Below are 14,813 nucleotides of genomic sequence, written 5' to 3' on the forward strand. Positions count from 1 at the left end.
CTACAGGTATGCGCAAATTAGTTGTAGGTTCGAGAAGAAGCAAACTTGCTTTAACACAAAGCCAACAATTTATAAATAAACTAAAAGAAGTAGACCCTACTTTAGAAATTGAAATAAAAGAAATTGTCACTAAAGGCGATCAAATTGTTGATAAACAATTGTCAAAAGTTGGAGGGAAAGGGTTATTCGTTAAAGAAATTCAAAATGAGTTATTTAATAAAGACATCGATATGGCGATACACTCTCTTAAAGATGTGCCTAGCATTATCCCTAAAGGTTTAACGCTGGGATGTATTCCTGATAGAGAAATACCATTTGATGCATATATTTCAAAAAATCATACACCATTAGATGAATTGCCAGCTGGCAGTATTATAGGCACGAGTTCATTAAGACGCGGTGCTCAAATATTGGCTAAATATCCTAAACTCGAAATTAAATGGATTCGAGGCAACATCGATACACGATTAAAAAAATTAGAGACTGAAAACTATGATGCCATTATATTAGCTGCTGCAGGTCTAAAACGTATGGGTTGGTCCGATGATATAGTGACCACTTACCTTGACAAGGACGTTCTATTACCAGCTATTGGCCAAGGCGCTCTTGGGATTGAGTGTCGAAGTGATGACACTGAACTTCTTGAATTATTAGCAAAAGTGCATAATAAAGAAGTAGCCGAATGTGTAACAGCTGAAAGAACATTCCTTGCAGCAATGGATGGCAGTTGCCAAGTGCCTATCGGAGGTTATGCTACAAATCAACCTGGTGGAAAAATTGAATTTACCGGTTTAATTATGACGCCTGATGGTACTGAACGATATGAACATACTGAAATTGGAAAAGACCCTATAGAATTAGGTCGTAAAGTAAGTAATGTTTTGAAAGAACAAGGTGCATATGAAATAATAAGAAAGCTTAATGAAGAACAACCACATTAATATTTTAATTTAGAGGTGTAATGATTAATGAAGCCAGTTGTAGTAATGACGCAAACGAGTAACATACAAAGTGATTTAGTTGAAATAGTGCATAAGCCATTTATTCAAATCCTATCACTTGAATGTGATACTCAGTTTTTGGATTATAACTATGATTGGCTTATTTTTTCTTCTAAAAATGCGGTCCGCTTATTTTATCAATATTTAGATGACGTAAATGTTAAATCTATTGCTGCTATAGGAAGTAAAACTGCTCATTTATGTGAAGAGTTAGGAATCAATGTAGATTTTATACCTTCAGATTATTCTCAAGAAGGACTTTTAAGAGAGTTAAAAGTGCATCAGCAAACAATACTGATACCGAGTAGTGCAAAAGCTCGTCCAAAACTACAACAAGAGCTAGCTAAAAATAATGATGTCATAAAAATTGATTTATATCAGCCTATTGCGCATCATGAGAATATACAAGAAGTTATTCAATTGATTAAAAGTAACAAAGTTAATGCTCTTACATTTTCAAGTTCATCAGCTGTACGTTATTATTTTAGTGAGAATATTCCGTCCGATTTTTATGATTATTATGCGATTGGAGAACAAACCGCTCATACAATTAAACAATATGGGTATTCACCTAAGATAGCAAATAAACAAACGTTAGAGTCACTTATAAATAAAATTGTAGAAAGTAGGAATTTATAATGAAATTTGATAGACATAGAAGATTGCGTTCTTCAAAATCAATGCGTGACATGGTAAGAGAAAATCATGTAAGAAAAGAGGATTTAATCTATCCAATCTTTGTAGTAGAAAAAGGTGACGTTAAAAGTGAAATTAAATCTTTACCAGGCGTATATCAAATTAGTCTAAACCTATTAGATGAAGAAATTAATGAGGCCTATGAATTAGGTATTAGAGCAATTATGTTTTTCGGTGTTCCAAATGAAAAAGACAGTGTAGGTTCTGGTGCATATGACCATAATGGCATTATTCAAAAAGCTACACGTAAGGCTAAAGTTTTACATGATGATTTATTAATTGTTGCAGATACATGCTTATGTGAATATACAGATCATGGTCATTGTGGTGTGATTGATCATCGTACTAAAGATGTGGATAATGACAAATCATTACCATTATTAGTTAAAACAGCGATATCTCAAGTAGAAGCGGGAGCTGATATTATTGCGCCAAGCAATATGATGGATGGATTTGTTACTGAAATTCGTCAAGGTCTAGATGAAGCAGGTTATTATAATATTCCCATTATGAGTTATGGTATTAAATATGCCTCAAGTTTCTTTGGACCGTTTAGAGATGCTGCTGATTCAGCACCATCATTCGGTGACAGAAAAACTTACCAAATGGATCCAGCTAATCGCTTAGAAGCATTAAGAGAATTGGAAAGTGACTTACACGAGGGTGCAGATATGATGATTGTAAAACCAGCATTAAGTTACTTAGATATTGTGCGTGATGTTAAAAATAATACCAATATTCCAGTGATTGCTTACAATGTAAGTGGTGAATACGCAATGACTAAAGCTGCGTCACAAAATGGCTGGATAGATGAAGAACGTGTAGTAATGGAACAAATGGTTTCAATGAAACGTGCAGGTGCAGATATGATTATTACTTATTTTGCTAAAGATATTTGCCGTTATTTAGATAAATAAACATTAACTATATAGGAGGGCGTAAACATGAGTTATGAGAAATCACAAGAAGCAATGCGTATTGCTGAAAAACTTATGCCTGGCGGAGTGAATAGTCCAGTTAGAGCTTTTAAATCAGTAGATACACCTGCTATTTTTATGGACCATGCAGAAGGTTCAAGAATTTATGACATCGATGGTAATGAATATATTGATTATGTGTTAAGTTGGGGGCCTTTAATTTTAGGTCACAAAAATAAACAAGTAATAGACAAATTACATGAAGCAGTTGATAAAGGCACAAGTTTTGGTGCATCAACACTAGAAGAAAATAAACTAGCTGAATTAGTTATTGAACGTGTACCTTCAATAGAGAAAGTACGTATGGTTTCTTCTGGTACAGAAGCTACACTTGCGGCGCTTAGATTAGCACGTGGTTACACAGGACGAAATAAAATAGTTAAATTTGAAGGTTGTTATCATGGACACAGTGATTCCTTACTAATTAAAGCAGGATCTGGTGTAGCAACTTTAGGTTTACCAGACTCTCCTGGTGTGCCTGAAGGTACTGCTAAAAATACAATAACTGTACCATATAATGACTTGGATGCAATTAAACTTGCATTTGAACATTATGGAGACGATATCGCAGCCATTATAGTTGAACCAGTAGCAGGTAACATGGGCGTTGTTCCGCCTAAAGATGGCTTCTTACAAGGATTACGTGACATTACTACAGATTATGGTTCATTACTTATCTTTGATGAGGTAATGACAGGTTTCCGTGTAGGATATAATTGTGCTCAAGGTTATTTTGGTGTAACACCTGATATTACTTGCTTAGGAAAAGTTATCGGTGGCGGTTTACCAGTAGGCGCTTTTGGTGGTAAAAAAGAAATTATGGATAAAATAGCTCCAGTAGGTAATATTTATCAAGCTGGTACTTTATCTGGTAATCCATTGGCAATGACAAGTGGTTATGAAACATTAAGTCAATTGACTCCTGAATCATATGATTACTTCCAAGAATTAGGCGATCTTTTAGAAAAAGGACTAAAAGAAGTGTTTAGTAAACACAATGTACCGATTACAGTAAATAGAGCTGGTTCTATGATTGGATACTTCTTAAATGAAGGTCCAGTAACTAACTTTGATGAAGCTAATAAAAGTGATTTAGAGCTCTTTAGTAATATGTATCGTGAAATGGCTAAAGAAGGCATCTTCTTACCACCATCTCAATTTGAAGGTACTTTCTTATCTACTGCTCATACTAAAGAAGACATTAAAAAAACAATTCAAGCATTCGATAATGCGTTAGGTCGCATAGTATCAAAATAATTTAAAATAGAACTTACCATATTTCTAGGGAGTAGGACAGAAATCTAATGTAATTTCTAAGATTTTATTGTCCCACCCCGGCAAGTGTGGCTAGAGATGAAGTAAGTAAGGTTCGAACGCAACTTCATCTTAGACAACTATTGCTAAAATAACGAGGCTATACCATTTAATATTGATGGCATAGCCTCGTTTATGTATTTTAGAGACGATAATTGATTGAATGATTATAAGTTGAACTTATACTGTCTTCATCCCTAGTAAAGGGCGACAAAAGAAATGTCAAAATCTTTAACATCATAATGTACCGCTATCTTTACTTTTAGTTTATGTTAATTCCATTAATTTAGGATGAAAAGAACAAAGTTACAAGGATGATAATACTAATAAAGTTTGCTACAGTAGAGAGAAGAAATAGCTTAAATATAATTTTATAACATACTTATTTATAGAAAGAAGTGGTCGTTAATGAATAAAATGCGACTCAATCAACTTATTTTATTAATAACTGCGATTATCGTGAGTGTAATATTTTATTTTGCCCACATACTTTTGCCATTTATGTTTGGACCTATTATCGCTACATTAATAGTAGTGAAGGTTTTTAAATTAGAAGTAGTGTGGCCATTTTGGCTTAGCCAAATAGGACTTATTCTACTCGGTGTTCAAATAGGTACTACATTTACATCAGAAGTAATGAATGATATTAAAGATGATTGCTTCATTATCATTCTCGTAACCGTTTTACTCATTGGACTATCACTTTTAATTGCTTACTTTTTCAAAAAAATTGCACGTGTAAATACTGAAACAGCGATATTAAGCGTTATCCCGGGGGCGCTTAGTCAAATGTTAATCATGGCTGAAGAGAACAAGAAAGCCAATATATTAGTAGTTAGTTTAACGCAAACTTCACGCGTTATTTTCGTTGTTATTTTAGTTCCTTTTATTTCATTTTTATTTAGTGATAGCGCTAATAATGTTAAAAACGTTGCTAAAGTGACGCCTTTAACAAATGCGCTTAATCTTCCTCAGATTTTATTTCTCGTAGTAGTAATTGCACTTATTTACATGGTAATGAGTAAAATTAATTTTCCGACTAAACAATTGCTCGCACCTATTATTGTATTAGTTGTTTGGAATTTAACTACTCATATTACTTTTACGCTTGATAACTATATATTAGCTTCGGCGCAAGTGATTTATATGATTAGAATTGGATTACAGATTGCTAATTTATTGGGTGATTTAAAGGGAAGGATAGCAGTAGCGATTATCTATCAAAATGTATTATTAATAGTTGGTGCGTTTGTCATGGTATATATTATTCACTTATTTACGAATAGTTCCATTAATGAGTTATTCTTAGGAGGCGCACCAGGTGGAATGAGCCAAATCGTGTTAGTAGCCATAGCCACAGGTGCCGATGTAGCTATGATTTCTAGTTTTCATATCTTTAGAATCTTCTTTATTTTATTCATCGTGGCACCAATCATTAGTTTTTTCTTGAAAATGGGTATGGAAAAGTATAATAAAAAATAAATTTTTATCAATCAGTGAGTTGGTTTAAAAGGGCAGTTTTGTAAATGTGCATCATATAATCCAGCAGCTTCTAAAAATGAAAACGTGGTAACAGGCCCTAGAAATTTAAATCCATATGCCTTTAAATCTTTAGATAAGCGTGTCGCACGTTCATCAACTGTAATTCTTTCTGATGCGTGTTGATATTGCATATCTATTGGTTTACCATCAACATAAGACCATAAAAACTGGCTAAAACTATCATAATCTTGCTCAATCTTTAAGTAGCCTTGGGCCTGAGAGACAATAGCTTCTAATTTTTTACGGTTATGAATAATATTAGGAAATTCCATTAATCGATCGATATCAGTCTCAGACATCTGGGCTATCTTTTCTGGTTCAAACTGATGAAATGCTTCTTCATAAGAGGCTTTCTTCTTAAGTATAGTAAGCCAAGATAAACCAGCATGTTGAGATTCAAGTGCGATTAATTTAAATAAAGCTTTACTATCGTATAGGGGTTGTCCCCAAACATGGTTATGGTAATCCAAATAGATTGGATCTTTAGTGCCAAACGCACATTCATTCATAAATATACCTCCAAGAGATTGACTTATAGCGATTTCCATTATACTATAATTAAGTAATTAAATATATTAATGGGAATAGTAAGTTTGAATGGTAGCACAGAGAGCATATGGTTGGTGTAAATATGTATAGTGTTCATACTGAAGGTAGCCCACTTGACTTTTATTGAAATAATATGTAGGTAAAAGCGTGTTTGAGCGTTAATCATAATTAAGTGCAAGAGATTAGGACAAAACTTTACTTTAAGGACGCTATAAAATGGTCGTCTGAAATAGTAATCGTTAATGTCCTAGACTCTTGAATTTAGGTGGTACCACGGAACATCCGTCCTATATTTTTAGGATGGGTGTTTTTTTAATTATTAGGAGGTTTTTTCTATGAACATGGAGCCTAAATATAACCCTCGCGAAGTAGAAGCGGGGCGTTATGAAGAATGGGTAAGAAATGAGTATTTCAAACCCTCAGAAGAGCAAGATAAAGAAACATATACGATTGTAATTCCCCCTCCAAATGTTACTGGTAAATTACATTTAGGGCATGCTTGGGATACAACGTTACAAGATATAATTACAAGAATGAAACGTATGCAAGGTTACGATACTCTATATTTACCAGGTATGGACCATGCAGGTATTGCTACTCAAGCTAAGGTTGAAGCTAAGTTAAAAGAACAAGGTATATCTCGTCATGATATAGGACGTGAGAAGTTTTTAGAACAAGCTTGGTCTTGGAAAGAAGAATATGCCTCATTTATAAGAAAACAATGGGCTAAACTAGGTCTTGGTCTGGATTATAGTAGAGAACGTTTTACCCTAGATGATGGTTTAAGTCAAGCAGTCAAAAAGGTCTTTGTTGATTTATACAATAAAGGAATCATTTACCGTGGCGAGCGTATTATTAACTGGGATCCTGAAGCGCGTACAGCACTTTCTGATATAGAAGTTATCCATGAAGATGTACAAGGACATTTTTATCACTTTAAATATCCGTATGCAGATGGTAACGGTTATATTGAAATTGCTACTACACGTCCAGAAACGATGCTAGGTGATACAGCTATTGTAGTTAACCCTAACGATGATCGTTATAAAGATGTAATAGGCAAAAAAGTTATATTACCTATCGTTGGTCGTGAGTTACCAATTTTAGCTGATGAATATGTAGATATTGAATTTGGTAGTGGTGCTATGAAAGTAACACCTGCACATGACCCTAACGATTTTGAAATAGGTCAACGTCACGACTTAGAAAACATCATCGTGATGGATGAGAATGGTAAAATGAATGATAAAGCAGACAAATATGCTGGTTTAGACCGCTTCGAGTGTCGTAAACAACTAGTTGAAGATCTGAAAGAACAAGATTTGGTTATTAAAATCGAAGAACATGTTCATTCAGTTGGTCATTCAGAACGTACAGGCGCAGTAGTAGAACCATATCTATCTACGCAATGGTTTGTGAAAATGAAACCTTTAGCGCAACGTGCATTAGATAACCAAAATACGGATGATCGCATTGACTTTTATCCACCACGTTTTGAAAATACATTTAACCGTTGGATGGAAGAAATTAGAGATTGGACTATTTCACGTCAATTATGGTGGGGTCATCAAATCCCAGCATGGTATCATAAAGAAACTGGTGAAATATACGTAGGGGAGGAAGCACCTCAAGATATTGAAAATTGGGAACAAGATGAAGATGTTTTAGACACTTGGTTCTCAAGTGCTCTATGGCCATTTTCAACTTTAGGTTGGCCTAATGAAACAGCCGAAGATTTCAAACGTTATTACCCTACAAATGCATTAGTGACGGGTTATGACATTATCTTCTTCTGGGTAGCAAGAATGATCTTCCAAGGGTTAGAATTTACTGATCGTCGCCCATTTAATGATGTACTGCTACATGGTTTAGTTCGTGCTGAAGATGGGCGTAAAATGAGTAAATCATTAGGTAATGGTGTTGACCCAATGGATGTAATTGAACAGTACGGTGCAGATAGCTTAAGATACTTCTTAGCTACAGGTTCATCTCCAGGTCATGATTTACGTTACTCTACTGAAAAAGTAGAATCAGTATGGAACTTCATTAATAAAATTTGGAACGGCGCACGTTTTAGCTTAATGAACATTGGAGAAGACTTTAAGTATGAAGATATTGATTTAACAGGCGACTTATCGTTGGCAGACAAATGGATATTAACACGCTTGAATGAAACAATTGAAACCTTAACAAATTTAAGCGATAAATATGAGTTTGGTGAAGTAGGACGAGCGCTATATAACTTCATCTGGGACGAATTCTGTGATTGGTATATTGAAATGAGTAAAATACCAATGAATGGTGATAATGAAGCGCAAAAACAAGTCACGCGTTCAGTATTAAGTTATACGCTTGATCAAATCATGCGTATGCTACATCCATTTATGCCATTTGTTACAGAAAAAATTTGGCAAAGTCTTCCACACGAAGGTGAGACAATTGTTAAAGCATCTTGGCCAACAGTGAAAGAAGAACTTGTATTTGAAGAAAGTAAGCAAACAATGCAACAACTTGTGGAAATTATTAAGTCAGTACGACAATCACGTGTTGAAGTAAATACGCCACTTTCAAAAGAAATACCTATTTTCATTCAAGCTAAAGACGAAGATATTAAAGCAACTTTAAATGAAAATGCTGATTACATTCATAAATTCTGCAATCCGAGTGAATTAATAATTGACACTAATATTGATATTCCTGAAAAAGCTATGACAGCTGTAGTGGTAGCAGGAAAAGTAGTTCTACCATTAGAAGGATTAATTGATATGGATAAAGAGATTGCACGTTTAGAAAAAGAATTAGCCAAACTACAAAATGAACTAGATCGTGTAGATAAAAAGTTATCTAACGAGAACTTTGTAAATAAAGCACCTAAAAAGGTTATTGATGAAGAAAAAGACAAGCAACAACGTTATCAAGAAAAATATGATGGTGTGAAAAACAGAATCGAACAATTAAAAGCATAGGAGAATCGCCGATGAATTATCTAGATAGCTTGTATTGGATACATGAACGAACTAAATTTGGCATCAAGCCTGGTGTAAAAAGAATGGAATGGATGTTAGATCGTTTGAATAACCCTCAATTAAATATTAGAGGGATTCATGTTGGTGGTACAAATGGTAAAGGCTCTACGGTAGCCTATTTAAGAGCCGCTTTAGTTGAAAATGAATATGAAGTAGGTACTTTTACTTCACCGTTTATCGAAACCTTTAATGAAAGAATTAGTTTGAATGGTTATCCTATTACAAATGATGAAATAGTAGAATTAGTAGAGAGAGTTAAGCCTGTTAGTGAAGCACTAGAACAAGAAACTGAATTAGGCATTGCTACTGAATTTGAAATTATAACAACAATGATGTTTCTATACTTTGGAGAAATCCATCCGGTTGATTTTATTATAGTAGAAGCGGGACTAGGCATTAAAAACGACTCTACGAACGTCTTTAAGCCAATTATCTCTATCTTGACAAGTATCGGTTTAGATCACACCGATATTTTAGGGAATACGTATTTAGATATTGCTAAAGATAAGGGCGCAATTATTAAACCGAATACGCCTGTGATTTATGCAGTAAAAAATGAAGAGGCATTAAAATACATCCGTGATTTAGCTGAAAGTAATGACGCTAAGCCAATTGAGCTAGATCGTGAAATCATAGTGGTGTCTCAAGATGATGAGTTTACGTATCGTTACAAAGATTATGAATTAGAAACAATCATTTTAAACATGTTGGGTGAGCATCAAAAAGAAAATGCCTCATTAGCAATTACGGCGCTTATTGAACTAAATGAAGAAGATGTAATTGATTTAGATTTCAATAAAATGATTGATGCAATTGAAAGCGTTAGTTGGACAGGCCGAATCGAACAGGTTAAAGAGAATCCTTTGATGATTATCGATGGGGCTCATAATAATGAAAGCGTAGAAGCTTTGACTGATACTATTAAAAATTATTATGATAATAGCAAAATGGATATTCTATTTTCTGCCATTAAAGGTAAACCGATTTCTGGTATGTTGAATAGATTATCTGAAATCGCAAATAAAATTTATTTCACTGAATTTGATTTTCCAAAAGCCTTAACTAAAGAAGAATTGGCTGAGGATGTAAATGTTGAAAATATTGAATTTATAGATGACTATCTTGAATTTATAAACCGATATGATGGTGATGGATTATTAATTACTGGAAGTTTATATTTCATCAGTGAAGTAAAAGCAAAGACCCAATTTTAATTTAAAATATTAAACACTTTCCTTAAGAGGCTAAGCCATTAAAATAGCAATGGCTTAGCCTCATTATTTTTTGTATATAAAACCAATTTTTAAAAGTCTAAAATGATATGTTGTAATAATTTTGAAAATAGAGAACTAAATTATATAACGTATCAAAATATAATTTACTTTTAAATCGGCTTAGGTATAATAAGTCTAAGGAGTTGTTGTATGTTTTTATTAGCTTATTCATGCAGTGTAATTTTTAGTTACTTATATCATTTAACTACAGTTGATAAATTGAATCTTAAGTATTTCATAATGTATTCTAAATGTGATTATTGCAGTCGACGATTGAGTTGGCTTGAGCTCTTACCAATCATTAGTTTTATTTATCTGAAAGGGAGAACCTTATGTTGTAATAAGAGGTTAAGTCTCAATTATTTTATTGGAGAAACCCTTGCTTTTATAATTCTTCCTTTTACCTCATTTAACTATTTTGATGTAAACACACCTTTATTTTTAACTACCTTTTTGTTTTTACTAACTATGGCTTTATACGATATCCAAACTTTGACGCTTAATATAAATTTAGTCATTATACTGCTAATGATTTCTATTTTTATAGCGCCACTTCATTTTCATACCTTTTTATTATTCGCACCGCTATTCCATTTATGCTTTTTATTTAACCCTCACCAAATTGGCTACGGAGATATTCTTCTTCTTACAGTTTTATCACTCTTTTATCCGTATAAATTTTTTATAACCTTTGTAACTTTTACATTTGCAATTGCACTAATTTTTTCAAGTCTAATGTTATTAATTGGGCAACGACATTATATTCCCCTTATTCCATTTATATTAGTCAGTTATGTTATTACCAGCTATTTTTACCACGATATAATCATTAATTTATAGGAGGAAGATTTTTTGAATATTAAAGATATGGCTAAAAGTGAGTTGCCAAGAGAACGTTTAATACAACAAGGAGAAAAGAGTCTATCTAATAGTGAATTATTAGCTATCTTAATAAATACAGGAAGACAAGGATATTCTAGCATCGATATAGCTAATGATATTATGAACCAATATGGTAGTTTGAAAGAACTAAAACATTTATCAATTGATGATTTAATAAAGAATAAAGGGATTGGCTTACATAAAGCGGTGACATTAAAAGCAGCATTCGAATTAGGAGAAAGGATGAATGCTAGATGTACTTTAGAAAAAGTTAAGATTAAATCCCCACAAGATGTGGCAGATATGATGATGTCAAAAATGAAAGATTTAACTCAAGAACACTTTGTAGCATTATTTTTAAATTCTAAAAATATAGTGATTAAAGAAGAAATTATATATAAAGGGACATTGAATTCATCGGTGATTCATCCTAGAGAAGTATTTAATGCAGCGATTAGAGCTTCGAGCAATTCTATTATTGTCGTTCATAATCATCCATCAGGAGATGTCACACCATCGAATGAGGATATCACTACGACGATAAGGCTAAAGGAATGTGGTCATATTTTAGGAATTGATTTATTAGATCACATTATTATTGGAGATCATAAATTCACAAGTTTAGTCGAAGAAGGGTATTTCGAATAAGTATGTCTTTAAAATTTACCATAGTTTATAAAGTTAACTTCTTGTATAATAAAACTTAAATTAATGTTTGAGGTGCTTTATGACAATCTTTTTAATCGTGGGTATTTTGATACCTATTATCTATGTCTTGAGGTTAAATATAAAACAACACGCTATTAGAATTAAAGAAACGATTATTACTATAGCTTTATCAGTGGTAGGAATAACGATATTTTCATTACTAGGTGTAGTAGTAAGCCATCAACAAGTCAATATACTATTATTAATCATTGCGTCTATAGTAGTTGGTATAATTTGGGGATTATTATTAGCGGGTGTTTATAAACTTTATAATTATTTATCTCATACGTTTAGAAAATAAAAAATGCTAGTTAGACTATTACGTATTAGTACGTTAAATAGACTAACTAGCATATTTAATTTTTATGGTAAATAAGCGGTAATTACTTGATAATTTTCAAGAATCCATAGTATGCCTTGATAAGCTAAATATAATCCCAACACTACTATAGCTGCCGAAATAATAAATCTTAAAATTGCAAGGCCTACTCTGAATAATAAAATCACAAGTAATGCTATTAAAATGATGCTTAGAATATTCATTTTACACACTCCTCGTGAACGCTAATCAATATAGTATAGTCATATTGTAAAACATTTTTTCATAATTGGGTATCATACTTTAGTTTTCTAGTTACCTCGTACTTAGGACTGATGAAAAATAATAACATTTACCTTATAATAGCCAAGATTGAAATAGGAGGAGAGCTAATGCGATTTATTCTAAGTATTTTTAAAAATATCATTGCAGTAATGGCTATTATATGTGTTGTATATTTTGCATTGAAATATGCTCCCTTTTTGAGAGAACAAGAATGGAATCCAGTCAACCATACGCCTAATAGCACGCAGGTAGGCGCACCTCAAAATATGGTGAATAATGAACAAGTTCCAACGAATGGAAAACATTATGTGTTAGAGGAAAATGATATTTTCCAAAATATTCCTCATAGTCAGGTGAAAAATGTGTTTAAGCTCCTTGATAAAAATGAATTTATGGCAGTTTCTGGATTGGGCAGAATGGGCTACAATGATAATTATATTGCTGGTCAACGTGATGACGAATTTATAATTTATAAATTTGGAAGTGACTCCATGAGAGTGTACAGTACTGAAATTGAAATGGAACAAGATTTAAATGCTTTAGGACAAAGTATTGAACTTAAACCACAAGGCTCATATTAGAATATGTTGTTTAAATTGTAGTATTTGAAAAGAATAAGTTTTTACGTTAGAGTTTTAGATATGATAATAATTCAAAGGTTGGTGTGAATAATGTCTGAACAATCTAAAGAAAAACAAGCCAATGAGCAAGCTAAAGCAACAAATTTATTTGCAAAATGGCGTAAAAAAGAAACGCTATATAGCGAAGATGAAAAAAAGAACAAACAAGATAATAACGAAAAAAATGAAGAATAAAAGTGGTAAAGAGATTAGGTAATGAAGTTTATTTATGCTTGTAACGTAAAGCGATAATAAACATAAAACCTAGTCTCTTTTTTATAGATATTAAGATATTAATACTGAGTATGTTATGTTATAGCGAACTAATGAGTTTAATTTATATAACCGCTTCTTTTTATGTAACTAGAACTTAAACCTTTTATATATGCTTTAAACTTAGTGCTTTATTTAACTGGAAGAGTAATATAAAATAGAAAAGGACAATTTAAATAACTATTGGTAGAGGTGTTCTGAGTGCAAAAGTTTTTTAAAAATAACAAGTTGATTGTTGTTTTATGTGCGATAATTGTCTTCATTGCACTGATTGGTTTGTCTTTACGTTCACAAACTCAATCACCTCCTGAACAATATGTGGGGGATTCTGTTTCCTTTGGTCAAAGAGTGGTCAGTTATCCCGTTAATTTTGTGACTGGAGCAATAAATAATCTTTTTAGTTCAAATAAAGCTACTGACAATAAAAAGATTAAACAACTTGAGGCTAAAAACGAGAAATTAGAAGCCGAAAATAAAAGTTTAAAAAAAGAATTAGATATGACAGATGCATCGAAATATGATGCGATTTCTGGTGCAGTCATTGCACGTAATCCCGATCAATGGATGAATACAGTTATAATTGATAAAGGCAAAAAAAATGGTGTTCGTGATAATATGGCAGTTATGACTGCTGATGGCTTAATTGGGCGAGTCACTAAAGTAAATCAATTTTCTTCGCAAGTGGATTTACTTTCAACCAATACTCGAACAGGTAAATTATCAGTTAATATTGAACATGACTCAAATAATGTTTTCGGACTTATCGATCGTTATGATAATAAAAACCAAGAGCTTATTATTAGTAACATTAACAATAAAGATAAACTCTCTAAAGGTGATAAAGTCGTGACAAGTGGTTTAGCTGATCAATTACCAAGTGACTTATACATAGGTGAAGTTACAAAAGTTGAAAATGATGAATATGGATTAGCTAAAGAAGTAAGAGTGAAAACTGGCGCTAACTTATCTGATATTAACCATGTTTATGTAGCTAAAAGTGATGCGAATAGTTCTGCTGAAGGAAGTAGGGACAATTAATGAGAGCATTATCTTACTTAGTAATAGGTATCATTTTATTCTATATCGATACAATTATTGGATTAGTTATCCCGATGCATATAGGTAAGTTCGAAATTATCTTTGTTCCACATTTAACACTTTTATTTATATTATTATTAACCATATATCGTGGTTTTGGTGTTGGTTTAATATTAGGTGGATTATTAGGAATTGTAACTGATTTATATTTAGGCAGTGTTTATGGTTTGTACATGTTCGGATACATTCTGTTAGTTCTTCTCTTCGATAACTTTTTTAAAGTATTTTATCTGTCTCTTATACACATCT

At 32.5% G+C, this 14,813-nt stretch carries 16 protein-coding genes and 1 other annotated feature; of the genes, 14 read left to right on the forward strand and 2 right to left on the reverse strand.

All coding sequences use genetic code 11. From position 1 onward, the window contains the following. Positions 1-8 precede the first annotated feature (8 nt). From hemC to CD147_RS03235, 5 genes are all read left to right on the forward strand, one after another. A complete protein-coding gene (gene hemC / locus CD147_RS03215; protein WP_103166005.1) occupies positions 9-941 on the forward strand; it encodes a hydroxymethylbilane synthase in 933 nt (310 codons plus the stop codon). A gap of 27 nt (positions 942-968) precedes the next feature. Continuing rightward, entirely contained in the window at positions 969-1,640 is a 672-nt protein-coding gene (locus tag CD147_RS03220) for a uroporphyrinogen-III synthase (protein ID WP_103166006.1), read from the forward strand. Then, positions 1,640-2,614, forward strand: a complete 975-nt coding sequence (gene hemB, locus CD147_RS03225) for a porphobilinogen synthase (RefSeq protein ID WP_103166007.1) — start codon at positions 1,640-1,642, stop codon at positions 2,612-2,614. Before CD147_RS03220 ends, hemB begins: the two co-directional genes overlap by 1 nt. A gap of 27 nt (positions 2,615-2,641) precedes the next feature. Beyond that, positions 2,642-3,931 (forward strand): glutamate-1-semialdehyde 2,1-aminomutase, encoded by a 1,290-nt coding sequence (gene hemL, locus CD147_RS03230; protein WP_103166008.1) that lies wholly within the window; start codon positions 2,642-2,644, stop codon positions 3,929-3,931. A 465-nt stretch (positions 3,932-4,396) separates the two neighbouring features. Continuing rightward, positions 4,397-5,470 (forward strand): AbrB family transcriptional regulator, encoded by a 1,074-nt coding sequence (locus tag CD147_RS03235; protein WP_103166009.1) that lies wholly within the window; start codon positions 4,397-4,399, stop codon positions 5,468-5,470. 11 nt (positions 5,471-5,481) lie between these two features. On the opposite strand, the gene CD147_RS03240 is transcribed toward CD147_RS03235, so the two are convergent. Then, positions 5,482-6,039, reverse strand: a complete 558-nt coding sequence (locus CD147_RS03240; protein ID WP_103166010.1) for a DNA-3-methyladenine glycosylase I — start codon at positions 6,037-6,039, stop codon at positions 5,482-5,484. 56 nt (positions 6,040-6,095) lie between these two features. Next, positions 6,096-6,372, forward strand: a binding site (T-box leader). A gap of 42 nt (positions 6,373-6,414) precedes the next feature. Between CD147_RS03240 and CD147_RS03245 the strand changes: the two genes are divergently transcribed. The 5 genes from CD147_RS03245 (at position 6,415) to CD147_RS03265 (ending at position 12,270) form a co-directional block, all read left to right on the forward strand. Then, the gene (locus CD147_RS03245; RefSeq protein WP_103166011.1) at positions 6,415-9,045 is read left to right on the forward strand and encodes a valine--tRNA ligase; all 2,631 of its coding nucleotides are present in this window, start codon (positions 6,415-6,417) and stop codon (positions 9,043-9,045) included. Positions 9,046-9,056: 11 nt separating this feature from the next. Further along, complete coding sequence (locus CD147_RS03250) at positions 9,057-10,319, forward strand: bifunctional folylpolyglutamate synthase/dihydrofolate synthase (RefSeq protein ID WP_103166012.1); 1,263 nt, start codon at positions 9,057-9,059, stop codon at positions 10,317-10,319. Positions 10,320-10,619: 300 nt separating this feature from the next. Beyond that, complete coding sequence (locus CD147_RS12535) at positions 10,620-11,219, forward strand: prepilin peptidase (RefSeq protein ID WP_478212434.1); 600 nt, start codon at positions 10,620-10,622, stop codon at positions 11,217-11,219. Positions 11,220-11,231: 12 nt separating this feature from the next. Next, complete coding sequence (gene radC, locus CD147_RS03260; protein WP_103166014.1) at positions 11,232-11,909, forward strand: RadC family protein; 678 nt, start codon at positions 11,232-11,234, stop codon at positions 11,907-11,909. Between the two features lie 79 nt (positions 11,910-11,988). Continuing rightward, on the forward strand, positions 11,989-12,270 hold the full coding sequence (locus CD147_RS03265; protein ID WP_103166015.1) for a hypothetical protein: 282 nt from the start codon (positions 11,989-11,991) through the stop codon (positions 12,268-12,270). Between the two features lie 62 nt (positions 12,271-12,332). Here CD147_RS03265 and CD147_RS03270 read toward each other — a convergent pair whose 3' ends face one another. Beyond that, entirely contained in the window at positions 12,333-12,512 is a 180-nt protein-coding gene (locus CD147_RS03270) for a hypothetical protein (protein ID WP_103166016.1), read from the reverse strand. Positions 12,513-12,680: 168 nt separating this feature from the next. Here CD147_RS03270 and CD147_RS03275 point away from each other — a divergent pair, with 168 nt between their 5' ends. The 4 genes from CD147_RS03275 to mreD form a co-directional block, all read left to right on the forward strand. Further along, positions 12,681-13,154: a DUF4930 family protein gene (locus CD147_RS03275; protein ID WP_103166017.1), complete on the forward strand. Its 474-nt coding sequence runs from the start codon at positions 12,681-12,683 to the stop codon at positions 13,152-13,154. 90 nt (positions 13,155-13,244) lie between these two features. After that, entirely contained in the window at positions 13,245-13,388 is a 144-nt protein-coding gene (locus CD147_RS03280; protein ID WP_103166018.1) for a hypothetical protein, read from the forward strand. A gap of 279 nt (positions 13,389-13,667) precedes the next feature. After that, positions 13,668-14,504 carry a rod shape-determining protein MreC gene (gene mreC / locus CD147_RS03285; RefSeq protein WP_103166019.1) on the forward strand — a complete coding sequence of 279 codons (837 nt, stop codon included), beginning with the start codon at positions 13,668-13,670 and terminating at the stop codon, positions 14,502-14,504. Continuing rightward, the coding region (gene mreD / locus CD147_RS03290) for a rod shape-determining protein MreD (RefSeq protein ID WP_103166020.1) at positions 14,504-14,813 on the forward strand (310 nt) is incomplete at its 3' end. The genes mreC and mreD, both read left to right, overlap by 1 nt.

Source organism: Staphylococcus devriesei (assembly GCF_002902625.1).
Classification (GTDB): domain Bacteria; phylum Bacillota; class Bacilli; order Staphylococcales; family Staphylococcaceae; genus Staphylococcus; species Staphylococcus devriesei.